The organism is Streptomyces sp. NBC_01006 (assembly GCF_045162725.1).
GTDB lineage: Bacteria > Actinomycetota > Actinomycetes > Streptomycetales > Streptomycetaceae > Streptomyces.
In genome coordinates this window covers 7,921,726-7,946,716 of sequence record NZ_CP108700.1, presented here as the reverse complement: position 1 = coordinate 7,946,716, position 24,991 = coordinate 7,921,726, and the positions used below count along the sequence as shown (strand labels likewise).

The following is a 24,991-nucleotide window of genomic DNA, read 5'->3' as shown; positions in this document are numbered from 1 at the left end:
CACGGCCGCCCGGGTCCCGATACACGTCCCGGACACCCTTCGAAGTGCATCCACCCGCACCGAAGAGGAGTCCCCGTGACCGCCGCACCCTTTGACGCCCTCGCGCCGCACCCCACGACCGGGTTCGCCGCGGCCACCAGCGACCTGTCGAAGGTCTACGGCAGCGGCGACACCCGCGTCGTCGCGCTGGACCGTGTCAGCATCACCTTCCGGGAGGGCGAGTTCACCGCGATCATGGGCCCCTCCGGCTGCGGCAAGTCCACCCTGATGCACTGCGCCGCCGGGCTCGACTCGGTCAGCTCCGGTTCCGTACGCATCGGCACCACCGAGCTGAGCAGCCTGGGCGACCGGCAGCTCACCGAGCTGCGCCGCGACCGGATCGGCTTCATCTTCCAGGCCTTCAACCTGCTGCCGACACTGACCGCGCTGGAGAACATCACGCTGCCGCTCAGCATCGCCGGCCGCCGCCCCGACCAGGAGTGGCTGGACCGCGTGGTCTCCATGGTCGGCCTCTCCCAGCGGCTCGGCCACCGGCCCGGACAGCTGTCCGGCGGGCAGCAGCAGCGCGTGGCGGTGGCCCGGGCCCTGGCCTCCCGGCCCGCGATCATCTTCGGCGACGAGCCCACCGGCAACCTCGACTCCCGCGCCGGCGGCGAGGTCCTCGGCTTCCTGCGCGATTCGGTGCGCGAGCTCGGCCAGACCGTGGTGATGGTGACGCACGACCCGGTCGCCGCCGGCTATGCCGACCGCGTGGTCTTCCTCTCCGACGGCCGGCTGGTCGACGAGATGTCCCGTCCCACCCCGGACCGGGTCCTGGACCGGATGAAGGCGTTCGACGCCCGCTCCCGCACCAGCTGACCCCGCGGCTCCCTCCCCGGATCCCCGTACGCCCACGTCCCCGAAAGCTGCCCATGCTGAGAACAGCCCTGCGCAACGTGCTCGCGAACAAGGCCCGTCTGGCAATGACCGTCCTCGCGGTCTGCCTCGGTGTCGCGTTCGTCTGCGGCACCCTCGTCTTCGCGGAGTCCTCCGCCGCGGCCTACCGTGCCGCCGCGTCGAAGAACTTCGCGGACATCGCGGTGAGCGTGACCCCGAAGTCCGCCCCGCCCGGAGCCGCCGAAGAGGAGGCCGGAGCGCTCGACGACGCGCTCGTACGGAAGCTGGCCGAGGTACCCGGCGTCGCCGCCGCTCGGCCGGCGGCCGACGGATCGGCCACCCTGAACGGAGCGGACGGCCGTCCGCTGCGGGCCGGCAAGGCGTGGTCGAACCTGGCCGCCGCCTACGTACCCGGCAAGGACGGCAAGGACGGCCGCCATCCGCTGGTCGAGGGCCGCGCCCCGCGCAGTGGCGGGGAACTCGCCGTGGACAGCGGCACCGCGGCGGCCGGCGGGTTCTCGATCGGCGACACGGTCACGCTGGCCACCGACGGCCCGGTCCTGAAGAAGCGGCTCGTGGGCATCGTCAGGACCGAGGACTCGCGGGTGACGGCCGGAGGCACCCTCGCCGTGTTCGACAAGGCGACCGCCCAGGAGCTGTTCGCGTCCCCGGGCCGGTACACGTCGATCGACGTGTCCGCCGAGCCCGGCACCGACGAGTTCAAGCTCGCCGAGCGGATCACCGCCCTGCTCCCGGCCGACCGGGCCGAGGCCGTCACCGGCACCGCCCAGGCGACCCAGCAGGCCACCTACACCGACACCCTGACCCGCGGCCACCAGAAGATGCCGATGATCTTCGCCGGGGTCTCGCTGTTCATCGGCTCCTTCCTCATCGTCAACACCTTCACCATGGTCGTCGCCCGGCGCACCCGGGAGATCGCGCTGCTGCGGGCGATCGGCTCCTCGCGCCGCCAGGTGGTCCGCTCCATCCTCTGGGAGGCCGTCCTGCTCGGCCTGGTCTCGTCGGCGGCCGGCTTCGTGCTCGGCCTCGGCATCGCCGCCGTACTGCCCGACCTCCTGAGCACCTCGCAGGACTCCCTGCCCGACGGCCCCCTGGTGATCGGCCCGCTCCCCGTCGTGGCGGCGCTCGCGGTGGGCGTGGGCGTCACGGTGCTCGCCGCGTGGCTGCCGTCCCGCAAGGCGGCGAAGGTCGCGCCCATCGAGGCCCTGCGCGCCTGCGAGCAGCCGCCCACCGCGGCCGCTTCCCGGGTCCGCGGTGTGGTGGGACTGGTCCTGCTGGCCGCCGGCGCCGGGCTGCTGGTCGCGCTCACGGGGGCGAAGGACGCCTCGGAGGAGAACCTGCGGAACGCGATGTTCGGGTGCGCCCTGGTCGTCGTCGCCCTGATCGTGCTGGCGCCGCTGCTCGCCGTCCCCGTGATCCGGCTGACCGGACGGCTGACCGGCCGCTTCGGGATCACCGGGCACCTCGCCCGTGAGAACGCGCTGCGCGACCCGCGGCGCACCGCGGCCACCGCCTCCGCCCTGATCGTCAGTACGGCGCTGGTCGCCGGGCTCGCCGTCATCGGGAACTCCACCGGGCAGGCCCTGGACCGGCAGGCCGCGGCCGGCCTCGGCGCCGACTACGTGATCGGCAGCCGCAGCACCATGACCGCCATCGACCCGGGCACCGAAAAGCGGGTGGCCGGCGTCCCCGGGGTGAGGACGGCGGCGGGCATCGCGGACTCCACGCTCTTCACCGGTGGCCGCGTCCGCAAGATCGCCGGCGTCGACCCCGCCACCGTGAACGACGTCATGAAGCTCGACTTCGTCAGCGGCTCCCTGAAGGACCTCGGACCGGGCCTCATCGCCCTCTCGGCCGCCGTCGCGCGCGAGCAGGGCGTGAGCACGGGCAGCCAGGTCAAGGCCCGCATCGGCCGTAACCAGGAGTTCACGCAGTACACCGTCGTCGGCGTCTACGAGGACAACCCCACCGCCGGGGACGTGCTGGGCTCGCGCGCCGACGTACAGCGGGACGGCTTCCTGCCCGACTCCGTCCAGCGGATCCTCGTCCGCGCCGCCGGCGCCGCGGTCTCGAAGACCACCGAGGACCGGCTGCGCGCCGCCGCGGGCAACAGCCCGCTGGTGCAGGTGAAGGACCGGCAGGCACTCGTCGACGAGGCCGCCGGCTCCCTGGCCGACCTGCTGACCCTGATGTACGGTCTGCTCGCCATCGGCACCGTGATCTCGCTGCTCGGCATCGTCAACACCCTGGCCATGTCGGTCGCGGACCGCACGCGCGAGATCGGCGTCCTGCGCGCCATCGGCATGGACCGCGCCGGGATCCGGCGGATGATCCGCCTGGAGTCGGTGACCGTCGCCGCCTTCGGCACGCTGCTGGGCCTGGCGGGCGGGCTGCTGGGGGCCTGGGCGGTCGGGTCGCTGACCAACGGCGCCTTGAAGCAGTACTCCCTGGCGCTGCCCTGGGGGACGCTGCTCCTCCTCTGCCTGGTGTCCCTGACGATCGGCGTGCTCGCGGCCGCCGTACCGGCACGCCGCGCGGCCTCGCTGAGCCCGCTGGAGGCCGTGGCGGAGAGGTGACGGAGGTACGCGCCGAGGGCCGGACTGGTCAGACCCGGCCCTCGGCGCCGTGCGTTCGGTTCACTCGTACGTTCGGTTCACCCGCACGTTCACGCGCAGGCTCACCAGAGCACGGGCAGCCGCTCCGGGATCCGCTTCATGAACCCCGTACGCCAGACGAGTTGCTCGATCGGCACGGCCAGGTCCAGGCCGGGCAGCCGTTCGAGGAGCACCTCGATGGCGATCTGTGCATGCCGCTTGCCCAGGGCTGTGGCCGGGCAGTAGTGGCCGCCGCCGCCGAACGACAGGTGCGCGTTCGGGTTCGGCCGGTCGAGGCGTACGGTGTGCGGGTCCTCGAACTCGGCGGGGTCGTGGTTCGCGGCCTCGACCAGGACGAGGACCAACTCCCCCTTTTCCACCGTGACATCGCCGAGCTGCATGGTCTCGGTGGCGATGCGGGGCAGGCCGTCGGCGATCGACAGGTTGATGCGCAGCAACTCGTCCACGGCGGCGGGGACGAGCGTCGGGTCCCCGATCAACTCGGCCTTGAGTTCGGGGTGCTGGATCAGCGAGACGAGTGCCATGGTGAGGAATCCCATGACGCTGATGACACCCGCGCCGAACATGGTGACGCCGACGGTGGCGAGCATCTCGTCGGTCAGGTGCGCGTATTCGGGGTCGTTGCGCAGGGCCGCGAGTTCGGCCATGAGGCCCGTCGTCGCCGGGTCGTCGAGCCGGCCGATCATGTGGCCCATGTCGCGGTCCCAGTTGATGCCCGCCGCGGGGATGGTGCGGGGGCTGTTCATGAACGCGACGTGCAGCGACCGGTAGAGGTCGGGGCCGTCGCTCTGCGGGATGCCGAGGATGTGGCAGTGCAGCCCGGTGGAGTACGGGACGGTGAAGTCGCGGCGCAGGTCGGCCGGCACCCCGGTGGTGACGAGCTGGTCGACGAGTGCGTGCGCGTGGCCGGTCAGCCACTCCTCCAGCCCGGGGGCCTTCGGGTTGAGGGCCTTCATCACGGCCTTGCGCAGCCCGGCGCCCGTGATGTTCCCCATGTTGTTGACCACCTCCGGGGGGATGGTCAGCGCGTACTGGCGGGGCGCCCCCTCGGCGGAGGTGTCCTTGAGGGAGAACCGGGGGTCGTCGAGCACCTGCCTGCACAGGCGATAGGAGGACACCAGCCACGCTTCCGCCCCGGCTATGGTGCGGACCTTCTTGACCGGCTCGTCGGTGAGGAGGTGTGCGATCTCGTCGGGCAGTCGCGTGCCGTTGGCGTCGAACGGGAACCGGGTGAGCTCGTCGGACGCGGCCGCCGTGGTGGGTTCGATCGTGGTGGTCATGCGCGGCGGTCCTGTCCTTCGGGTTCTTCGGCGGGGGTGATGACGGCGTGGCCCTGATTGCGCGAGGCGCGCAGACCCCAGCCCCGTGCGTACAGCAGCTCGGCCAACGGCAGTGCCTGGTGGTAGCAGTTGAGCGAGGAGGAGACCCCGAGGATGGCCGGGGTGTCGAGGAACAGCGGCACTTCGGCGCACACGTACTTGATGCACACCTCGCGCTGGAGTTCGGTGGGCGGTTGGCCGGCCAGCTTGTCGGCGAGGAACCGGGCCGCGAGTTGGTCGCAGACCTCGCGGAACTCGGGGTCGTCGGCCATGAGGGTGTCGAGCCCGGAGCGGATGCGCTGGTAGGCGGGGAGCTCCAGGAGCGCGGACATCGGGCGGCCGCGCAGCCGCTCCCCTTCGGGGTCGAGCGTGGCGACGGCGGCGGTGACCTTGGCCCGTACGCCGCGGAGGTTCTTCACCGCCTTGCGCTGCGCTTCGACCTCGGGGTAGCCGAGGGCCACGAACATCTCGGCGACGTGCATGTCCGTCCAGATGAGGTCGACTTCGCGGAAATGGTCGAGTCCCCACCGGGCGAGTTCGAGCACGCGGTCGTGGGTGAAGTAGGAGTTGCCCGACGAGATGCCGATGACGGCATGGTCGCCCTCGTCGTGGATGACCTGGCAGTGAGGAGTGTAGGGACGGACGGCGAAGATGCCTTGAATGGCAGTCGTCAACGTGAGTAATTCCCCTGCGCCGCAAGTCCCGGCAGGGCCGAGTGCCCTGGGTGTGGCGGCGCGAGCAAGACGCTAGCCGAGAACAGGCACGATGATCCAGAGCTACCGACCGGTTACTCTACGGATTTAAGCCGCACAAGCTGTGTGATCGCACAATCTATCCCGTCGGCGTATCGCCCAGGGCACCCCGGTCCACCCGGGTCCGGTGATTCCCGGGGGTCAGCCGTGGGACTCCCCGTGCGGGATCTCGCGGACCGGCCCGGGGCCCTTCTTCGGGACCTCTCCCGGCCTGTCGAGACGACTCGCCTCGTCGGTGTCCGCCGCCCGGACGGCGTGCTCGTCCTTGCCGGACCCGGTCCGCTGGACGTGTGGGGCGCGACGCCGCTCCTCGTCGCCGTGGCCGTGGCCGTGCAGGGGAACGCCTCCGGCGCCGCCTTGGTCTTCCATGATGTGTCACTCCTCGAAAGCGTCGTACGTCCCCCGCGCCGCGCCTGCCCGCCCACTGACACGGGAAACCTGCCCCGACCCACCCCTCACCCGGTCCTGGCCTTGCTGCGCAGGAGCATGCTCGGCATGACGAGCCAGCAGATCGCGAACCAGCCCGTGACGCAGGCCGTCACCGGCCAGGCGATCCAGTGCGCGGTGGCGACCCGCAGCAGGAGCAGCACCGAGAAGGTCACGGTCAGTGCGAGGAGCACGATGCCGATGGAGACCAGACGGCCCGCCGCCCGGACCAGTTGCGGCTTGAGGTGGTGTCCGGCCAGGAGTTGGTGGTACGCGACCGGGGCGATCATGGTCCCGGTGGCCAGGGCGCCCAGCGCCACCGTGACGACGTACAGGCCCCGGTCGAAGGGGCCCAGCTGGGCGAAGCGGGGGGTGAAGGCGACGCTGAGCAGGAAGCCGAAGAGGATCTGGGCCCCGGTCTGGGCGACGCGGACCTCCTGGAGCGTCTCGTTCCAGCGGCGGTCGGCCCGCTCCGCCGGGGTCTCGTCCCGATCGTCGTCTGGCATGGGCGCGGGCCTCCTCCGCATGGGGACACGGCCCGGTACGGGTACCCGCAACCGGGCGGGGCATTCTCGGCGGCCCTCCGTCTGCGACCCTAGCCCGACGCCGGGCGACGGCGCGGCGGTGGCGAGGCCGTTCGGCCTCCGGCCGCCCCGGGAGCAACCGAATGGCCGCACAGCGGCCCGGGCACGGGCATGAGACCCGTGGGGCGAGCCCGCGGCGCCGATTGAGACGCTCCCGTGCGGGCAGGCGCCTCGGTACGAGACGGGCCCGGCTGAACGAGGGGGTACGAGATGCGGGAGCGCCCGGGCGGCCGCGACCGGACAGGCCGACGTCATGGGTGACACCCGTACGCACTCCGCGCGGAAGCGGAAGGGGGACAGCGAAACCCGCTTCACCGTCTGGGTGGCCCTCGCGGCCAATCTGGTCATCTGCGTCGCCAAGGCCGTCGGCGGGGTCATCGCCGGCTCTCCCGCGCTGCTGTCCGAGGCCGCCCACTCGGCGGCCGACAGCATGAACGAGGTCTTCCTGCTGGCCTCGGTCAAGCGCAGCCGGCGGCCGGCCGACCGGCACCACCCCTTCGGCTACGGCAAGGAGCGCTTCTTCTGGTCCCTGCTGGCCGCCGTCGGCATCTTCGTCACCGGAGGCTGCTTCTCGGTGTTCCTGGGCATCGAGGCGTTCCGCTCGGGCGGTTCCGAGTCCCACGAGGGGTATCTGATCGGCTTCGCCGTGCTCCTCGTGGCGCTGCTCGCCGAGGGGGCCTCGCTGGCCCGAGCCGTCCGCCAGGTCCGCGGCGCGGCCGCGGCGGCCGGCCACAGCCTGCGCGAGGAGATCCGGGTGGGCCGGGACCCGACGCTGCGGACCGTCCTCGCGGAGGACAGCACCGCCTGCGTCGGCGTCCTGCTGGCCATGGCGGGGATGGGCCTCCACATGGCGACCGGGCAGGTGGCGTACGAGGCGTCCGCCTCCATCCTGATCGGCGTCCTGCTGGTCTACGTGGCGTACACGCTCGGCAAGGGCGCCCGGGCCCAGTTGATCGGCGAGGCGGCCGATCCCGAGGTGCAGCGCGGGGTACGGGAGCTGCTGCTGAAACAGCCGGAGATCGACTCGGTCACCGCGCTGCTGACCATGCGGCTGAGTCCGGATTCGGCGCTGCTGGCCGCGAGCGTCGACCTGACGCCCGGGTACGACAGCGAGAGCGTCGAGGACGCGATGGTCCGCATCAAGGAGGAGCTGAAGACGCGCTGGCCCGAGCTGGACCAGGTGTTCCTCGACGTCACGGACGCCGCGGCGGCCCGCCGCACGGCCGCCCGGGACCAGGGCGCGGCGGGGGCCTGACACCCCCGCGGTGCGCGGGCCCGTACCCCCGACCCGAAGTGGTGCCCGCCCTGGCCGTGTGGGCAGGGCGGGCAGTGCCCGGGGGCGGGGTCAGGTCTGCAGTCGGCAGTTGGGGCCGTCCTGGCCGTCGGCGCCCTCGTCGTTGAACCAGTAGTCCCCCGCCGCGAGGTAGCGGAAGGAGTGGGTGACCTTCGCCGGCAGCGCCACCGTCACCGCGCGCGTCCCGTCGGGGCGGGATTCGAGGACGTGGGATCCGGGCTGCCAGCCGTTGAACGTTCCCACCACGCTGACCGGTCCGGGCGGGTCCCCGTCGGGCAGCACGAAGGTGACCTCGGTGGCGTTCTTGCGACGCTGTCTCTCGAGCACGAACAACTCCTTCTCACTGTCGGGAGGGGGCCATCCTGACGGCCCGGCCCGTCCCCGACCCGCGACCCGCCGCAAGGCGGGACACGTCACCCGTCCGGGCCGATCGCGTTCATCCGAAAAACTGCCTTTTCCCGAATTCCTCAGCGGCCGGAAGAGTTCTGCGTGTTCTCGTAGCGGTGCGGTCTGCGGTGCGCGACCATACGGACGCCCAGCAGTCAGCAGCAGAAGCAGAAGCAGACACCGAGACAGGAAGAAGGGCGGACGTGTCCGGCAGCGAAAGCGAGAACCCAGCAATTCCCTCCCCGACCCCCGCGCCGACTCACCCCAGGACGAACCGGGACTGGTGGCCGAATCAGCTGGACCTTCAAGTCCTCCACCAGCATTCACCCCTGTCCGATCCGATGGGCGAGGACTTCGACTACGCGAAGGAGTTCGCGACCCTCGATGTCGACGCGCTGAAACGGGACGTCTTCGAGGTGATGACGGAGTCCCAGGAGTGGTGGCCCGCCGACTACGGCCACTACGGGCCGCTGTTCATCCGGATGAGCTGGCATGCCGCGGGTACGTACCGCATCGCCGACGGCCGGGGTGGCGGCGGCGCCGGCTCGCAGCGCTTCGCCCCCCTCAACAGCTGGCCGGACAACGCGAGCCTGGACAAGGCGCGCCGTTTGCTCTGGCCGGTCAAGCAGAAGTACGGACCGAAGATCTCCTGGGCCGACCTTCTGATTTTCGCCGGGAACTGCGCCATCGAATCCATGGGGCTCAAGACGTTCGGATTCGGTTTCGGGCGTAAGGACACCTGGGAACCCGAGGAAATCTTCTGGGGGCCCGAGGACACCTGGCTCGGCGACGAGCGCTACAGCGGCGACAGGGAACTCTCCGGTCCTTTCGGCGCCGTGCAGATGGGATTGATCTACGTCAATCCTGAGGGACCCAACGGCAATCCGGATCCGGTGGCCGCCGCCCGGGACATCCGCGAGACGTTCGCGCGCATGGCGATGGACGACGAGGAGACGCTCGCGCTCATCGTCGGCGGCCATACGTTCGGAAAGTGCCACGGCGCCGTCGATCCCGCCTACATCGGTCCGGAGCCCGAGGCGGCCCCCATCGAGCAGCAGGGCATCGGCTGGAAGAACGCGTCCGGCACCGGCGTCGGCGTCGACGCGCTCACGAGCGGGCTCGAAGGCGCGTGGACCACCGCACCGACGAAGTGGGACAACGGGTACCTGGACAACCTGTTCGGATACAACTGGGAGCTGACGACCAGCCCCGCCGGCGCCAACCAGTGGACTCCCACGGACCAGGCCGCCCAGGGCACGGTGCCCGACGCCCACGACCCGTCGAAGCGGCACGCCCCGATGATGCTGACGACGGATCTCGCGCTGAAGGTCGATCCGGTCTACGCGCCGATCGCGAAACGCTTCCACGAGAACCCGGACCAGCTCGCGCTGGCGTTCGCCAAGGCCTGGTACAAGCTGCTCCACCGCGACATGGGACCCCTCCCGCGCTACCTCGGCCCCTGGGTCGCCGAGCCGCAGCTGTGGCAGGACCCCGTCCCCCAGGTCGATCACCCGCTGGTCTCGGACGCGGACGTCGCCGCCCTCAAGGCCAAGATCCTCGCCTCGGGACGGTCCGTCCCCCAACTGGTCACCACCGCTTGGGCGTCGGCGGCGAGCTTCCGCGGCACCGACAAGCGGGGCGGAGCCAACGGGGCCCGGATCCGGCTCGCGCCGCAACGGGACTGGGAGAGCAACGCCCTGCCCGAGGTGGGCGAGGTGGTGGGGACCCTCGAAGAGATCCAGCGGGACTTCAACGCGTCGGCGACGGGCGGAACGAAGGTCTCGCTCGCCGACCTGATCGTCCTGGGCGGATGCGCGGCGGTCGAGCAGGCCGCGAAGAACGCCGGGTACGACATCAAGGTCCCGTTCACGCCGGGGCGCACCGACGCCTCGCAGGAGCAGACGGACGTGGACTCGTTCGCGGTGCTCGAACCCAGGGCCGACGGGTTCCGCAACTACCTCCGGGAGGGGGAGAAGCTCGCGCCGGAGACCCTCCTGCTGGACCGCGCCAACCTGTTGAACCTCACCGCTCCCGAGATGACGGTCCTGATCGGCGGCATGCGCGCCCTGAACACCGGCTTCGGGCGGTCCGCGCACGGTGTCTTCACCGACCGGCCGGAGACGTTGACCAACGACTTCTTCGTCAACCTGCTCGACATGGGTACGGAGTGGAAGGCGTCGACTGCGGCCGAGAACGTGTTCGAGGGCCACGATCGTGCCACGGGCGAGGTCAAGTGGACGGCCACCGCCGTCGACCTCGTCTTCGGTTCGCACTCGCAGCTGCGGGCCCTGTCGGAGGTCTACGCGTCCCAGGGCGCGGGAGAGAAGTTCGTACGTGACTTCGTGTCCGCGTGGGACAAGGTGATGAACCTCGACCGGTTCGACATCCGCTGACCCTGGCCCGAGGGCCCGGTCGGCCGCCCCGGCCGACCGGGCCGTCTCAGCGCAGCGCCGCGGGGAAGACCACGCGCAGGCTCTGGACGCGTCCGTTGCGGCGGAGCATGAGCCAGGCGAGGGACGGCGGGCAGGGGTTGTCGATGCCGACGGGGTTGGTGACGTCCATCTCCCAGATGGTGATGGAGCGGCTGGCCACCACATGGCGCACGTGCTGGCGCGGATCGAGGGGGTGTGCCATGTCTGAACGCCTCCGTGGCGACGGGTCACGCGCCTTGGGCGGGCTCCGGTAGCCGGCTTCCGTGGAAACCGGCCGGGACGGGATGGGGAAGCTCCACCACGGCCTGGACCGAGAGGTCCGCGGCGTCCAGGACGAGCAGTTCCCCGGCCCCGCCGCCGTCGTCCGAGACGAGCGACAGGAGCCGGCCCTCGTCCTCGGCGGTGGCACCGGCCGCGGGTACGAAGACCGCCTCCCCGGTGTAGCGGCTGCCGGGGGTCTCGTACACGCGCCGGGACGGGCGGGTGAGGTCGTGCTTGGCGATGCCTTCGCCGGAGGCGGTGTAGAGGTAGCGGTTCGGCCGCCCGGTGAAGTTCTCGTTGTGCGTGGGGAATTCGGCGGCGCGGTCGTCCAGGGGGGACTCCGTGACACGGCCGGTGGCCGGATCGAGGATCCAGCGGTGCAGAACGGCGAGGGCCTCGATACGGCCCGGTTCCAGCGCGCCGGCCAGACCGGCCGGAGCCGCCTGAGCGGCCGGGCCTGCGGTCCCGCCTATGTCCGTCCAGGTTCTGCGGAACCCGGCGTCGTCGTAGCGCACCGCGTCCAGCACGATCCGCCCCTGCTGGTCCTCGTAGGCGTTGCCGACGTGGAAGACGTAGCAGGGGTCGATGTCGTACCACCTCACCCCGGTGCTGCCGGGCGCGCGGGACATGACCCCGAGCCGTGCCCCGTACTCCTCGTCCCACCGGTACGGCATGCCGCCGCGCCCGGCCGGGGCGGGGTCGAAGACGACGGGCAGGTCCATCCAGACGACGTGGTGCTCGGTGATGGCGAAGTCGTGCATCATCGTCGGGCCCGGCACGTCGATCGGCCGGCTGTCGAGCAGCAGCCCTTCCGCGGTGACCCGGTGGTACGTGAGGTAGGGCGGGGCGAAACCGGCGCCGAACACGTGGAGTTCGCCCGTGACGGGGTCCTCCTTGGGGTGGGCCGTCATCGCGGTGGTGAGCCGTCCGCCGAAGTCGTACGGTCCGACGGTCTCCAGCGAGGGCGAGACCCAGTAGGGAAGGCCCGCCTCGCACAGGGCGAGGACGGTGCCGGCGTGCCGGATCACGTGCGTGTTGGCCGGCGTCGAGGTGAGGTCGACGCTGAAGTCGGGGCGGATGAACGGATGCCCCTCCAGCTCGCGCGTGCGGATCCAGCGGTTGCGGTACCACTGTGCGCGTCCGTTGCCGAGCCGGATCCCGTGGAGCATGCCGGGGCCGGTGAACCAGTGCCCCTTGTCCTGTCCGGGCAGCGGGTTGGGGCCGTTGCGCAGGTAGCGGCCGGGGAAGAAGTCTCGTCTCGTCGGGCATTTCGCCGTCCCCGCCGTGGACGAGGACGACGTTCCTTGCCTCCGGGCCGGTGGTCACGATGTGGCCGCTCCTTCGTGGTGCGGGTTGGCGGCCGGGGCCTGGGCCAGGAGTCGCGCCTGGGCCCGGGCGGGGTAGACCTTGGTGAAGACGGCGGGGCCGACGAGACCGGCGACGTGGGCGGCGATGCCCACCCAGGCGGGGGCGTCCACGGCGCCGCAGACGGCCAGGCTGACGCCGATGAAGGTGAAACCGGCGCCCCAGGCACTGGTGATGTGGTTGTTGACCCGGATGAACTCCGGCATGTCCCAGTACTCGGGAGGCGTCTGGCGCCGGGCGATGCCCAGCGTGAAGGGGCGACGGATCGCCAGGCTCCCCCAGGCGGTGGCTGCGAGCCAGCCGAACGAGATGACGTCGGTGTGCTCCGCCAGGGCCGAATCCGGCCGGGCGACGGCCACCGCGCCGACGACGACGAAGTAGACGACGGTGCTGATCTCCAGGATCAGTGCATCGAGACCGACCCCGCGACGGCGGTCCTGCAGCAGGAGCAGCAGCCCCGTGACGAGTCCCCCTATCGCGCCCCGGCGCCAGTCGAAGGACGAGGCGACGCCGGAGACGATCCAGGGGATGAACCCCCGTAGACAGCCCATTGAACTGTTCCTCCTGTTTGGGAATGGACGGCTGCGGAGGGGCGTGGATCCGCAGCCGTCCGGTGACCGACGCCGACTAGACGCAGGAGGAACGCCGAAGTTCGAACGTGCGAATGTGATGCGCGTCACACGCCGGTCAAGCGTGAACGGTCGGGCCCGTCACCAGGGCCGCCGCCGGGGCCCGGTTCCAGCGCATCCGGCACCACGGGAGGGCCAGTTGCCCGTGGTCGGTGACCTCCCGCGGGGCGAGCTCACCGATCGCGGCCGCCTCCCGGTGGCGGGCGTAGACGGTGTCGACGTACCGGTGCCCGGTGTCGGCGGCGATGAAGAGGACCGTCCGCTCGGGGGCGCGCTCGCGTTCGTGGCGGGCGGCGAGATAGCCCGCGCCGGTGGAGAGCCCCGCGAAGACGGCGTGCCGGCGCAGCAGGTCGACGCTGCCGGCCAGCGCCGCGTCGAACGAGATCCAGTGCAGGGTGTCGTACAGCTCGTGCGAGACGTTCCCGAACGGGATGGAGCTGCCGATCCCGGCGATGATGATCTCGGGGTCCAGGACGTGCTCGGCGCCGAAGGTGACGCTGCCGTACGGCTGGACCCCGACGAGTTCCACATCGGCCGGGGCAGCCGCGGCCGCCCCGCGCAGGTAGCGGGCGAGGGCTCCGGTGGAGGCCCCCGAGCCGACCCCGCCGACGACGGTGAGCCCGGCGGCGTCGCCGGTCCGACCGCCCGTCGCCTCCCGGATCCGGTCGGCGATCGCGCGGTAGCCGAGGTAGTGGACGTCGTCGTGGTACTGCCGCATCCAGTGGTACTCGGGGTGTTCGGCGAGGATCTCGTGGATCCGCTCCACCCGCCGCTTCTGGTCGAGCTTGAGGTCGCTGCACGGCTCCATCTGCTCCAGCGTCGCCCCCAGTACGGCGAGCTGGGTGCGCAGCGTGTGGTCCACCGTCGTCGAACCGACGATGTGGCAGCGCATGCCGTACCGGTGACAGGCCAGGGCGAGGGCGTAGGCGTAGATGCCGCTGGAGCTGTCCAGCAGGGTGTCCCCGCGGCGCACCGCCCCGGTGTCCAGCAGATGGCGCACCGCGGCGAGCGCGGAGACCACCTTCATGGTCTCAAAGCGCAGGCAGAGGAGTCGGTCGTCGAGCCGTACCAGGTCCGGCCGGCCGATCGCCTCGGCGATGTGCTGGTCCATGCGGGAGCTCCTCGCTGCTGGTGGTGTCGAAGGTCGTGAAGGTCCGGGTGGCGGGGATGCCGTGGGCGTCGAGGGCCCGCAGGCAGCTGCGCACGCGGTACCGCAGGCCGGGCGCGGCCGCGTCGAACAGCACGCCCGCCACCGCGCCGCTGTGCGCGATCTGTACGCCGACCGCCCCGACCCGCCGGGAGATACCGGTCAACGCGTCGAACTCGGGGTGCTGCAAGGCCTGTTGGCCGCACCGGGCGCTGGCGGTGGCGACCTCGCCGAGGAGTGCGGCGTCCGCCGTGGCCACCGCCCGGCGCAGCAGCGTACGCAGCCGCTCGAAGGCCCGTACGTCGCCGTCGCCGGGCTCCCGCACGGGCAGGGACAGGGTGTCCACGGGCGCGCCGGCCCCAAGGGCGCAGCCCACGACGACCAGCGGTGGCAGCGCCGGGCCGAGGGCCTCCAGCACCCTGCCCTCCCGCTGGGCGAACAGCACCGGCCGGCCGTCCAACATCAGGGGATCGCAGGCCAGTTCCGCCCGTACGGCCAGCCGGGCGACCGACTCGGGGGCCGGCCGCAGTCCGTACGAATCCGCGACGGCCCGTACGGTGGCGATCACATCGCTGGTGGAGCTGCCCATGCCCAGGCCCACCGGAATGTCGCTCGTGAGCCTCAACTCCCCGCCGCAGGGCGGCTGTCCGGTCCGCTGCGCGCACTGCGCCACCGCGAGGGCCGCGGCCCGTACCGCTTTCGTACGGTCGGCGGGTACGGCGGTGAGCGCCCCTGGCTCGGTACCGGGCCTGCGGACGAACTCGGCGCGGCTGCCCGGGCCGGGCATGGGGAGGGTGACCAGGCCGGCGCACCGGCGGCCGTCGGCGTCGAGGAAGACGCCCTGGAGGATCTCGCCGTGGTGGCAGGGGGCGTGTCCGGTGCCGGTGCGGATCACGCGGGGCTCACCGTCCGGTAGCGGTACAGGACCGTCTCCTCGGCGCTGAACTGGGAGAACGGGAAGGGCTCCGCGGACAGGGCGGTCACGCCGGAGCCGAGGAAGGCGCGGGCGACGGCGCTGCCGGTCTGCGCGTAGACGATCAGCGGGATGCCACGGGAGCGGCAGCGCTCCAGGACGGTGTCGAACGAGCCGTTGCTCAGCGTCATTCCGGTGGCGACGACGGCCTCGGCACGCTCCAGCACCGCGTGCATGTCGTCGGTGACGGGGTCGCCCCACTGGGTGGCCTTGAGGTTGAAGTCGCAGGGCAGCGGTTCGCCGCCGCGTTCGCGGATCGCCGCGACGAGTGGGTTGACGACGCCGATGAGGCCCACGCGGGCCCCTTCCCCGATGTCGAGCAGGCCGGCTATGGCCGTGTCGCGGGCCTTCGCACGTATCTCGGGGGTACCGGTGGGGAGCGCGACGGGCTCGGCGTCGCCCGCTGCCGCGGCCACCCGGTGCGGGCGGGCCTCGGAGAGGTACGCGTCGAGGGCGGCGATCCGCAGCGGGCGCGGGGCTTCGCGCAGCAGGCGGTCGAGCGGGGTGCCGGAGGAGTCGCGGCAGATCGCCGGGGCGATCTCGCCGGCCTCGAAGGCGCAGCCGCCGAAGGAGCCGCCGAGGCGGACCAGGACGTACTGGTTGAGGTACGTGGTGTCGCCGCCGGCCAGTCGGGTGCCGTGGTGGATCCAGAACACGCTGGTGGCGACGAGTGCGGAGGGGAGCGGGCCGTGTTCGCCGGCCAGGACGGCCTCGATGAGCCCGTCCACGGACGACGGTACGGGGGCGGGGGCGGGACTGGGGACGAGGCTGGGGGCGGGGCTTGCGTGGTGCACGAGTCTCCTTTTCACAGGGTGGGTCGGGGCGATCGAAGCGGAGTGCCGAGCGGCCCCCGGTAGACGACCGAGGGGTGGCCGAGCGGGTCCGTCGTGAGCTCGGCGTCGACCTCGAACACCTCGGCGAGGCGTTCGGAGGTGAGAACGGCGGCGGGCGTGCCGGATGCGATCAGGCGGCCGTGGCGCAGGAGCAACAGCCGGTCGCAGTACCGGGCGGCGAGCGACAGGTCGTGCAGCGCGACCAGGACCGTCTGCTCGCTCCCGGCCAGCAGCTCCATCAGGTCCAACTGGTGTTTGACGTCAAGGTGGTTGGTGGGCTCGTCGAGCAGGAGCCCGTACGGCTGCTGGGCCAGCGCGCGGGCGAGGTGGGCGCGCTGGCGCTCACCGCCCGACAGCGCCTTCCAGGACCGGCCGGCGAGCGCGGTGAGGCCGACCCGCTCCAGCGCATCGGCGACCACCGCCCGGTCGGCGGCGTCCGGTCCGCGCCAGCGGTTCCGGAACGGGGTCCGTCCCAGGCCCACGACGTCGGCGACCCGCAGGTCACTGTCGGCGCCCGGGTCCTGTGCGACGAAGGCCACGTGGCGGGCGGTCCGCCGCGCGCTCCAGTCCCGTACGGACTCGCCGTCGTAGCGGACCGTACCCGCGTCGGGCGCCCGCAGGCCGGCCAGGCAGCGCAGCAGCGAGGACTTGCCCGAGCCGTTGGGGCCGAGCAGCGCGACCGTCTCGCCGGGCGCGATGTCCGCGGCGACCTCCCGTACGACCTGCGAACCCGCCACCGACCAGCTCACGTTCTCGGCGGTGATCCTCACAGCTCACCCCGCTTGCGCAGCACGAGGAGGAAGAGCGGTACGCCGAGCAGAGCGGTGATCACGCCGACGGGTACCTCGCGGGGTGCGAAGGCGATCCTCGCGAGCGCGTCCGTCCACACCAGGAACACCGCACCCGCGAGCGCCGCGTACGGCAGCAGCACCCGGTGCAGCGGCCCGACGAGGAACCGCACCCCGTGGGGGACGATCAGCCCGACGAAGCCGACGGCGCCGACGGTGGCCACCGCGACCGCGGTCAGCGCGGCGGTGACCACGAGCAGCACCATCCGCGTGTTCCGTACACCGATCCCCAGGGACGCGGCGGTGTCGGTTCCGAACGCGAGCCCGTCGAGGGCGTTCGAGCACAGCCACGCCGCCAGCAGCCCCAGCGGGGTGACGATCGCGCAGACCGCGACGGTGTTCCAGCGGGCCGGCGCCATCGAGCCGAGCAGCCAGTGGGTGACGGCCCGCGTGGTGTCCGCGTCCGCCGAGGCCATCAGGACCAGCGAGGTCAGCGCGGTGAAGAGCTGGCCGATCACCACGCCGGTGAGGACGATGCGGGCGGAATCCAGGCCGGTGCGCCGCAGGAGGAGCAGGAGCAGGCCGAAGGAGAGCAGCGCGCCGGCGAGCGCGCCGCCGGTGACTCCGAGCGTGCCCGCGCCGATCCCGAGGACGAGGACGGTGACGGCTCCCGTCGACGCTCCGGAGGAGACGCCGAGCAGGTAGGGGTCGGCGAGAGCGTTGCGGGTGAGCGCCTGGAGCACCGTGCCGCACACGGCGAGCGAGGCGCCGACGAGGGCGGCCATCAGCACCCGCGGCAGCCGCAGGTCCCAGACGAGCGAGTCGACGAGCGGCGCCAACGGCGGTACGTCCAGGCCGAGACGGGCACCGAGGACGCGGGCGAGGCCGGCCCAGCCGACGTCGGAGGCGCCGATGCGCACGGCAGCCGCCACCGAGCCCGCCAGCGCGCCCGCGGCGAGGAGCAGCCGGAGCGCACGGGCCGTCCCGGCAGGACCCCTCCGGGTGGCCGGGTCAGCGGACATACCCGAGGTCCTTCATGCCGTTCGCCAGGAGCCCGAGGGCGTGTACGGAGCGCACGGAAGGGTCCAGCTCGATGCCCGGCACCTCCAGGATCTTGTCTTCGCGGACGGCGGCCAGCTTCGAGACCACCGGGTGGCGGGCCATCTCGGCGCGCTTCTCGGCGGCGCTGTCGCCGGGCCGCCCGCGCTCGGACAGATCGCCGATCACGATGAAGTCCGGTTCCCGCTTCGCGACTTCCTCCCAGGTGACCTCCGGCCAGTCCTCGTCGACGTCGTCGAAGGCGTTCTTCGCGCCGGCGATCCGGCTCATCTCACTGGGCAGGCCCGTCCTGCCCGCGACGTACGGCATCCCGTTGAAGACGGAGTAGAGGTAGACGACGGTCGGCCGGTCCGCGCCCTGGGGGACCTTCGCCGCGTTCTCTCCCGCCTTGGCGAGCGCCGCGCGCTGGTCGGCGGCGAGCCGGTCGGCCCGCTCCCGGACGCCGAAGAGCGTGCCCAGGTTCTCGTAGTCGGAGAAGAGCAGATCGAAGGGGGTGGCTCCGGCCGGGTTCTGCCGGGGGCAGTCCACGGCGCTGACGAAGGTGGGGACCTTGAGGGCGGCCAGCTCCTCGCGGGTGCCGGCGCGGTCCTTGGTGTAGAGGTCCGCGGAGCCGGCGATGACGAAGTCGGGTGTGGCGGCGCGCAGTTGTTCACCGGTGGCGATCTTCGGGGCGATGACCGGGACCTTGGCGTACGCGGCCTCGTACGGTGCGGGGATCTTCGTCTTGAGGTTGGCGGTCCCCGCCATCCGGTCCTGGAGCCCGAGTTCGAGCAGGATCTCGGTCGAGGCCTGGTCCAGGGCGACGGTCCGCTGCGGTGGCGCGGCGAAGGACACCTGACGCCCGCAGCTGGTGACGGAGACCGCTTCGGCGGCGGGCTCGCCGTCCGCCCGGGAACCTCTGCCGGCTGCCGTGGAGCAGCCCGCGGTGGCGAGGGCGAGGGTCAGGGCTATCCCGAGGCGGGCGGGGTGGCGCATGGATTCTCCGTTCTGGGAGGAAAGGCATGGTTGTGGTGGTGCACCGGGCGGGAGTGCCGCGTTCGAAGAGTACTGTAATGGTATTCATTTTCATTAACTCCATCCGGGGCCGGTCCGCCGAGCCCTCCCCGAACCGAAGGAGCCCCCACACGTGGCGACCACACCCACGCCGACCGCGGCCAAGACCAGTACCCCGCCCCCGCGTTCGATCCTCCGCGACCCCGTGTTCCTGCGCCTGTGGGCGGGCACCACCGCCTCCGGGCTCGCGACCTGGGCGCTGCCGTTCGTCCTCGGGCTCGCCGTCCTCCACCACGATCTCGGCGCCGCCGGCCTCGGCCTGGTCCTCGCCGCCCGCACCGCCGGCTTCCTCGCCGCCGTCGCCATCGGCGGCGTACTGGCCGACCGGCACTCCCGCCGCGCGGTCGTGCTCTGGTCCGCCCTCGCGGCGGCGGCCGCCGCGCCCCTCCTGGCCGCCGGTCTCGGCCGCTCGCTCGTGCTGATGACGGCCGCCGCCGCCCTCGCCGGAGCCGGACAGGGCGCCTGCCGCCCGGCGTTCCAGGCGCTCACCGCCGAGACCGTCGAGCCCGGGCGCCGCCGGCAGGCCAACGCCGCCATGACCATGGCGATCCGCGGCTCCACACTCGCCGGACCCGCCCTGACCGCCCTGCTCGCGGCCTTCCTCGACGTACCCACGCTGCTGCTGGGCATCGGCCTGCTCTGGCTGGTCGCGGCGCTGGTACCCGGCCAGGGCGGTGGCGCCACGGCCACCGCGCCCGCCGCCGCGCCCGCCGCCGAGGAGTCGGCCGCGGAGCCCGCCCCGCGCGCCGGCTTCCGTACCGAGTTCCTGGAGGGCATACGCGAGGCGCGCCGCCACCCGTGGTTCCTCGCCGGACTCGCCGCCCTCGTCGCCGTCATCGCCCTCGGCTACTCCGCCACCAGCGTCGCGCTGCCACTGATCAGCCGGGACCGCTACGGCACCGAGTGGGTGCTGGCCGCGGCCATGACCGCGTACACCCTGGGCGCGCTTAGCGGGGCCCTGGCCATCGCCCGGTGGCGGCCGCGCTCCCCCGGCTGGGCGGCCCTCGCCGGGCTGGCGGCGTACGGCCTCGCCCCGCTGAGCCTGATGCTGCCGGTCCACCCGGTGGTGGTCGTCGCCGCGTACGCCCTCGCCGGGATCGGCATCGAGCTGTTCAACGTGCCGTGGTTCACGGCCACCCAGCGCGAGGTCGCCCCGGACAAGCTGGCCCGCGTCTCCTCGCTGGACTTCCTGGTGTCGTACGGTCTGGCACCCGTCGGGCTCGCTATCATCGCCCCCGCCATCGACGCCTTCGGGGTGACGGCGGTACTGGGCGCATGCGCCGCCGCGTGCTTCCTCGTACCGGCAGCGGCGGCGCTGGTGCCCACCGCGCGCCACTTCGGCCGCCCGGGCACGGCGACGGCGCACTGATCGGCCCCGTGCACGGCGGGCCCCGGCCGACCTCGCCCGGCCGGGGCCCGCGTCGATCCCCCGTCTGGCAAGCTGCGGTGCATGACAGCCCTGCAACCAGTCGATTTCGCGCAGATCACCCGCCCGCGGGAGCTGCCCGCCGAACTCCGCGAGCAGCTCGTCGACTGCTGGGTACGGGTCATCAACGCCGGGGGCGCCGTCATCCCCCGGGGGCTCCCCATGCCGCCGGTGACCGCCGGCCAGGCCGACCCGGCCCTGGGCCTGCTCGTCGGCGCGCTCGAACCGCGCCGCGCCCGGATGCTGATCGCCACGGTCGGCGGGAAGCTCGCGGGGTGGCTCATTGTGCGCCGTGACCCCCATCCGCTCGTCGCGCACTGCGGCGCCGTCAACCACGTCATGACCCACCCCGACTTCCGCGGCAGCGGCATCGGTACGGCGCTGATGCGCCGGGTCCGCGAACTCGCCCGGCAGGAGATGGGGTTGGAGCAGCTGCACATCGCCGTCCGGGCCGGGCTGGGGCTGGAGGAGTTCTACGGCCGTCTGGGCTGGTGCGAGATCGGGCGCTGGCCCGGCGGTCTGCGGGTCGCGCCCGGCGACGACCGCGACGAGATCCTCATGTACCTGGCACTCTGACGGCGCCGTCGCATTTCGGCCAACTCCCGCCAGCGCGCGTCCAAACCATGCCAGCAGGGCATGAACAGGGCCGCGAGGAATATCGTCGTACGATCGGCGCGCGGGAGGAGCAGCTGGGATGGACACCGGCCCCCTGTACCTGGAACCTCGGTTGGCGCCGCGGCTCGCCGCGCTGCTCGGCTCCGCCCCGTTCCTGCACATGCTCGTGGACGCCCTCGGCTCGCCCCTCAACGTCCTCGTGCCCGAGCAGATCGCGGAGAACGCCGAGGGCTTCCGCTCCGTCTACCGCCGCCACCGGCTCGGCGGGCAGGTCTTCTTCGCCCACAAGGCCAACCGTTCCCGGTCCCTCGTCCGGCGGCTCACCACCGCGGACGCCGCCGTGGACGTGGCATCCGTCGGCGAGCTCCGCCGCGCCCTCGGCGCCGGCTTCACCGCGGACCGCATCATGGCGACCGGCCCCAAGGATCCGGCGTTCCTCTGGCTCGCCGCGCGGTCGGGGGTCACCGTGAACGCCGACGGCCCCGACGAGCTGGAGGCCTTGGCGGGCCTCGTACGCCGCCACGACCTGCCCCGCCCGAAGGTCTTGCTCCGCCTCGGCGAGTTCGAGACCTCGGGACCCAGGATGCTCTCCCGCAGGAGCCGGTTCGGTACGTCCGTGAAGGCGCTCGGGCCGCTGCTGGACCTGCTCGAACGCCACCGGGACTCCGTCGATCCGATCGGCGTCGCCTACCACCTGGACACGACGAGCCCGGACGAGAAGGCCATCGCCCTCGAAGGCTGCCTGCGGGCCATGGACGACCTGCGCTTACGGGGATTCCAGCCGCGCGTGGTCGACATCGGAGGGGGCTTCGGGGTCAGCTACCTCGCGCACGCCGCCCAGTGGGACCGCTGGACGAGCGAGCTCGCCGCCGCGGTGATGGGCCGGCGCCCGCCCCTCACCTGGGGCGGCCACGGGTACGGCCTGCACGCCGAGGGCGGTACGCTGCGCGGCGCCCTGAGCCTGTACCCCGCCCACCGCCCGGTGGCCGGAGCCGGCTACCTCGACGCGCTCCTGTCGCAGCCCGCCCCCACCCTGGGACGGGCACTCGGCACCCTGCTGCTGGAGAGCCTCTACGACCTCTACACGGAGCCGGGCCGGGCCCTGGCCGACCAGTGCGGACTGTCCCTGGCCCGGGTGCTGGAGGTACGGCGCCAGGACGCGGGCCCCGCACTCGTACGCCTCGCCATGAACGCGAGCGACGTCGCTCTGGAGGGCCACGGGATCCTCATGGACCCCGTACTGGTGCCGCGCGAGGGCGAACCCGCCGGCGCGGGGCCGCAGGAGCCGGTCGGCGTCCACCTCATGGGCAACCTCTGCCTGGAAGCCGACCTGATCACCCGCAGAGCGGTGTTCCTGCCGCGGCTGCCGCGCCCGGGCGATCTGCTGGGCTTCGCCAACACCGCCGGCTACTGCATGGACTTCAGCGCCACCCGTGCCCAACAGCAGCCCATCGCACGCAAGGTGGCGGTCCGTCAGACGGAGGGCTCTTGGCACTGGTGTCTGGACGAGGAGTACTGGCCCATCGAGGAGTACGGGCCGATCACCGATTCGGGGGGACGGGCATGAGGTACGACAGCATCACCGAGGCCATCGGCAACACCCCGCTGGTCCGCATCGATCCGGCCGTACACGGCCTGCGCCAGATCGATCTCTACGCGAAGCTGGAGATGCTCAACCCCTTCGGCTCCGTCAAGGACCGGGCCGCCTGGAACATGGCCCGGTCCGGCCTGCCCGGCGCCCAGGAACGCGGCGAGACCATCGTCGAGCTGTCCAGCGGCAACACGGCCAAGGCGCTGGCCGTGATCGCGGGCATGCACGGACTGGCGTTCAAGAGCGTCACCAACCGGATGCGCATCCCGGAGGTCAAGGACCTGCTCCTGCTGCTGGGCGCCGAGATCGAGGAGCTGCCGGGCCGCAGCGAGTGCCTGGACCCGACGGACACCGAGGACCCGCTGACCCTCTTCCATCAGAGGCTGAACGAGTCCGGCAGCGCCCACTTGCACACCGACCAGTACTTCAATGCGCTCAACACTGAGGCTCACGCGACGGGTACGGGCCCGGAGATCGTGGCGGATCTGGACGGCCGGGCCCCGGACTGGTTCCTCGCCTGCGTCGGCACGGCCGGTTCCTCCACCGGCGTGGCCCGGTCCCTGCGCGCACACGATCCGGCCGTACGGGTGATCGGGCTGGTGGGCGAGAAGTCGGACTTCATCCCCGGCATCCGCAACATCGACGAGGTCCACGAGGTCGGCCTCTTCGACCCGGCCACGTACGACACGATCGAGTCGGTCAGCGCCGACGACGCGATCGACGGCATGCTCACCCTGGTCCGGCGCTGCGGCATCCTCGCCGGTCCGACCGGCGGCGCCGCGTATCACGGCACCGTGCGCCATCTGCAGCCGATAGACGCGGAGTTGACGGGCGGACCGGAGCGCAGGACCGCGGTCTTCATCGTCTGCGACCGGGTGGAGAGCTATCTCGGCTACGTCAAACAGCGCCGCCCGGAGCTGCTGGGCCGTCCGCCCGCGCGGAACTCCGTGTCCGCGCTGACCGATACCGAGGTACGGGCGGCGCAGGTCATCGAGGTGGCCGACGCGCAGAAGTGGATCGCGGCGGAGCGGCCGCTGGTGATCGATCTGCGCAGCTCCTTCGCCTACGCCGCGCTGCACATCGACGGATCGGTGAACATCGTGGACGAGCTCTTCGACGAACTGGTGCGAGGCGGGCTGCCGTTCGGCAAGCGGCAGGCCGTGCTGCTGGCATGCCCGGTCGGCGAGCAGTCGGCGCGCTACGCCGCACTGCTGACCCGGATGGGCCATCCCGACGTACGCAGCCTCGCGGGCGGGATCATCGCGTGGCGGGACGCGGGCGCGCCGCTGGTGCGTGACTGACGTGGCCGATGCCCTGGAGGAACTGCGTTCCTGGCAGCGTCCGCTGCGCGCCCAGTTCCCGATCATCGTGGCGAACCCGGAGCTGGCGTACCTGGACAGTGCGGCCACCGCGCAGAAGCCGCAGGCCGTACTGGACTCCGTACAGCGCTATCTCACCACCTCCAACGCCAACGCGGGCCGCGGCTCGTACCCCTGGGCCAACGCGACGACGGCCGCGGTGGAGCGGGCCCGCGACCGGGTCAAACGGTTCCTGGGCGATCCCGCACCGGACCGCTCGTCCGTGCACTTCACCAGCGGGGCCTCCGAGGGGCTGCGGACGGTCGCCCTGGACTGGCTGGCGGCCCGGCTCGCCGACGGGGACGAGGTCGTCGTCCCGTTCGCCGATCACGAGGCGAATCTGGCGCCGTGGCTGGAGGTACGGGAGCTGCTGGCGCGGCAGGGCGTCAAGATCCGGGTCCGGGAGCTGCCGTACCAGGACGGCTCCGGTGACTACGATCCGGCGGCGCTGGCCGCCTCGGTGGGCCCGCGCACCCGGTTCGTGGCGGTCACCCACGTGCACCACGTGTACGGCGTCGACATGAACGTGCACCGGATACGCCGGGTGGTCGGGCCGGATGTCCCGATCTGCCTCGACGCCGCGCAGAGCATCGGGCACCTGCCGTTCTCGGTGGCCGAACTCGACGTGGATTTCGTGGTGTTCTCCGGTCACAAGGCCATGGCGCTGCCGGGTACGGGCGCGGTCTGGGCCCGCGGCCGGCGCGGACCGCGGTTCCGGCCGGGCGGCTGGGCCGGTACCCCGAACACCGTCGGCATCGCGAGCCTGGCCGCCGCCCTCGACTGGCTCGACGCGGCCGGTACGGACCGGATCGAGGCGTGGACGGTGGCCCTGGCGGCCCGGCTGACGGACGGCCTGAACCGGCTGGACGCGTACGAGGTGCTCGGCTGCCGCTCCAGCCTGGCGGCCGACTCCGAGGTGCAGCGGCGCCGGAGCATCGTGGCGTTCCGGCATCGCGAGATCCCCTCCCGCGACCTCGGGTTCATCCTCTACAGCCATGGCTTCATGGTGCGCTCCGACGGCCACTGTCAGGCGGGCGCCGCGGAGTCGGACGGCTCGGTGCGGGTCAGCCTGCACGTCCACAACACGGCGGAGGAGATCGAGAAGTTGCTCGGCACCCTCACCAATCTGCAATGATTTTCATGTGGAGTTCAGGGCCGTGAGAACGGCACAAGCACGAGTGGACAGA

23 protein-coding genes are annotated in these 24,991 nt (G+C 72.1%); 9 read left to right on the top strand and 14 right to left on the bottom strand.

Features of this window, described 5'->3' with window-relative positions:
• Positions 1–75 precede the first annotated feature (75 nt).
• Positions 76–858: an ABC transporter ATP-binding protein gene (locus tag OG509_RS36160; protein ID WP_406186795.1), complete on the top strand. Its 783-nt coding sequence runs from the start codon at positions 76–78 to the stop codon at positions 856–858.
• A gap of 53 nt (positions 859–911) precedes the next feature.
• Entirely contained in the window at positions 912–3,473 is a 2,562-nt protein-coding gene (locus tag OG509_RS36155) for an ABC transporter permease (protein WP_406186794.1), read from the top strand.
• Between the two features lie 101 nt (positions 3,474–3,574).
• Here the strand turns inward: OG509_RS36155 and OG509_RS36150 are convergent, their stop codons facing one another.
• From OG509_RS36150 to OG509_RS36135, 4 genes are all read right to left on the bottom strand, one after another.
• Positions 3,575–4,792 carry a cytochrome P450 gene (locus OG509_RS36150; RefSeq protein ID WP_406186793.1) on the bottom strand — a complete coding sequence of 406 codons (1,218 nt, stop codon included), beginning with the start codon at positions 4,790–4,792 and terminating at the stop codon, positions 3,575–3,577.
• Entirely contained in the window at positions 4,789–5,505 is a 717-nt protein-coding gene (locus OG509_RS36145; protein WP_385576271.1) for a tRNA-dependent cyclodipeptide synthase, read from the bottom strand. The genes OG509_RS36150 and OG509_RS36145 overlap by 4 nt, the downstream gene beginning before the upstream one ends.
• 219 nt (positions 5,506–5,724) lie before the next feature.
• Positions 5,725–5,952 carry a hypothetical protein gene (locus OG509_RS36140; protein ID WP_406186792.1) on the bottom strand — a complete coding sequence of 76 codons (228 nt, stop codon included), beginning with the start codon at positions 5,950–5,952 and terminating at the stop codon, positions 5,725–5,727.
• An 86-nt stretch (positions 5,953–6,038) separates the two neighbouring features.
• Entirely contained in the window at positions 6,039–6,515 is a 477-nt protein-coding gene (locus tag OG509_RS36135; RefSeq protein ID WP_406186790.1) for a DUF6328 family protein, read from the bottom strand.
• A 331-nt stretch (positions 6,516–6,846) separates the two neighbouring features.
• Between OG509_RS36135 and OG509_RS36130 the strand changes: the two genes are divergently transcribed.
• Positions 6,847–7,848 (top strand): cation diffusion facilitator family transporter, encoded by a 1,002-nt coding sequence (locus OG509_RS36130; RefSeq protein ID WP_406186789.1) that lies wholly within the window; start codon positions 6,847–6,849, stop codon positions 7,846–7,848.
• Between the two features lie 90 nt (positions 7,849–7,938).
• On the opposite strand, the gene OG509_RS36125 is transcribed toward OG509_RS36130, so the two are convergent.
• Positions 7,939–8,214 carry an isoamylase early set domain-containing protein gene (locus tag OG509_RS36125; RefSeq protein ID WP_030153846.1) on the bottom strand — a complete coding sequence of 92 codons (276 nt, stop codon included), beginning with the start codon at positions 8,212–8,214 and terminating at the stop codon, positions 7,939–7,941.
• Between the two features lie 263 nt (positions 8,215–8,477).
• Here OG509_RS36125 and katG point away from each other — a divergent pair, with 263 nt between their 5' ends.
• A complete protein-coding gene (gene katG / locus OG509_RS36120) occupies positions 8,478–10,667 on the top strand; it encodes a catalase/peroxidase HPI (RefSeq protein ID WP_406186788.1) in 2,190 nt (729 codons plus the stop codon).
• A gap of 46 nt (positions 10,668–10,713) precedes the next feature.
• Here the strand turns inward: katG and OG509_RS36115 are convergent, their stop codons facing one another.
• From OG509_RS36115 to OG509_RS36075, 9 genes are all read right to left on the bottom strand, one after another.
• Positions 10,714–10,908, bottom strand: coding sequence for a hypothetical protein (locus tag OG509_RS36115; protein WP_406186787.1), 195 nt, complete (start codon positions 10,906–10,908; stop codon positions 10,714–10,716).
• 25 nt (positions 10,909–10,933) lie between these two features.
• Complete coding sequence (locus OG509_RS36110) at positions 10,934–12,199, bottom strand: carotenoid oxygenase family protein (protein WP_406187787.1); 1,266 nt, start codon at positions 12,197–12,199, stop codon at positions 10,934–10,936.
• Between the two features lie 90 nt (positions 12,200–12,289).
• Positions 12,290–12,883 carry a hypothetical protein gene (locus tag OG509_RS36105; RefSeq protein ID WP_406186785.1) on the bottom strand — a complete coding sequence of 198 codons (594 nt, stop codon included), beginning with the start codon at positions 12,881–12,883 and terminating at the stop codon, positions 12,290–12,292.
• A 136-nt stretch (positions 12,884–13,019) separates the two neighbouring features.
• A complete protein-coding gene (locus tag OG509_RS36100; RefSeq protein WP_406186784.1) occupies positions 13,020–14,072 on the bottom strand; it encodes a pyridoxal-phosphate dependent enzyme in 1,053 nt (350 codons plus the stop codon).
• Positions 13,993–15,003: a GHMP kinase gene (locus OG509_RS36095; RefSeq protein WP_406186783.1), complete on the bottom strand. Its 1,011-nt coding sequence runs from the start codon at positions 15,001–15,003 to the stop codon at positions 13,993–13,995. Before OG509_RS36095 ends, OG509_RS36100 begins: the two co-directional genes overlap by 80 nt.
• Positions 15,000–15,809 carry a Rossmann-like domain-containing protein gene (locus OG509_RS36090; protein ID WP_406187785.1) on the bottom strand — a complete coding sequence of 270 codons (810 nt, stop codon included), beginning with the start codon at positions 15,807–15,809 and terminating at the stop codon, positions 15,000–15,002. Before OG509_RS36090 ends, OG509_RS36095 begins: the two co-directional genes overlap by 4 nt.
• 77 nt (positions 15,810–15,886) lie before the next feature.
• Positions 15,887–16,684, bottom strand: coding sequence for an ABC transporter ATP-binding protein (locus tag OG509_RS36085; RefSeq protein ID WP_406186782.1), 798 nt, complete (start codon positions 16,682–16,684; stop codon positions 15,887–15,889).
• Positions 16,681–17,724 (bottom strand): FecCD family ABC transporter permease, encoded by a 1,044-nt coding sequence (locus tag OG509_RS36080; RefSeq protein WP_406186780.1) that lies wholly within the window; start codon positions 17,722–17,724, stop codon positions 16,681–16,683. The genes OG509_RS36085 and OG509_RS36080 overlap by 4 nt, the downstream gene beginning before the upstream one ends.
• Positions 17,714–18,736, bottom strand: coding sequence for an ABC transporter substrate-binding protein (locus OG509_RS36075; protein ID WP_406186779.1), 1,023 nt, complete (start codon positions 18,734–18,736; stop codon positions 17,714–17,716). Before OG509_RS36075 ends, OG509_RS36080 begins: the two co-directional genes overlap by 11 nt.
• A 151-nt stretch (positions 18,737–18,887) precedes the next feature.
• Between OG509_RS36075 and OG509_RS36070 the strand changes: the two genes are divergently transcribed.
• From OG509_RS36070 to OG509_RS36050, 5 genes are all read left to right on the top strand, one after another.
• Entirely contained in the window at positions 18,888–20,183 is a 1,296-nt protein-coding gene (locus OG509_RS36070; RefSeq protein ID WP_406186778.1) for an MFS transporter, read from the top strand.
• 81 nt (positions 20,184–20,264) lie between these two features.
• Positions 20,265–20,816 carry a GNAT family N-acetyltransferase gene (locus OG509_RS36065; protein ID WP_406186777.1) on the top strand — a complete coding sequence of 184 codons (552 nt, stop codon included), beginning with the start codon at positions 20,265–20,267 and terminating at the stop codon, positions 20,814–20,816.
• Positions 20,817–20,934: 118 nt separating this feature from the next.
• Positions 20,935–22,422, top strand: coding sequence for a Y4yA family PLP-dependent enzyme (locus OG509_RS36060; protein WP_406186776.1), 1,488 nt, complete (start codon positions 20,935–20,937; stop codon positions 22,420–22,422).
• A complete protein-coding gene (locus OG509_RS36055) occupies positions 22,419–23,747 on the top strand; it encodes a pyridoxal-phosphate dependent enzyme (protein ID WP_406186775.1) in 1,329 nt (442 codons plus the stop codon). Before OG509_RS36060 ends, OG509_RS36055 begins: the two co-directional genes overlap by 4 nt.
• Position 23,748: 1 nt before the next feature.
• Complete coding sequence (locus OG509_RS36050; RefSeq protein ID WP_406186774.1) at positions 23,749–24,939, top strand: aminotransferase class V-fold PLP-dependent enzyme; 1,191 nt, start codon at positions 23,749–23,751, stop codon at positions 24,937–24,939.
• Positions 24,940–24,991: the final 52 nt, after the last annotated feature.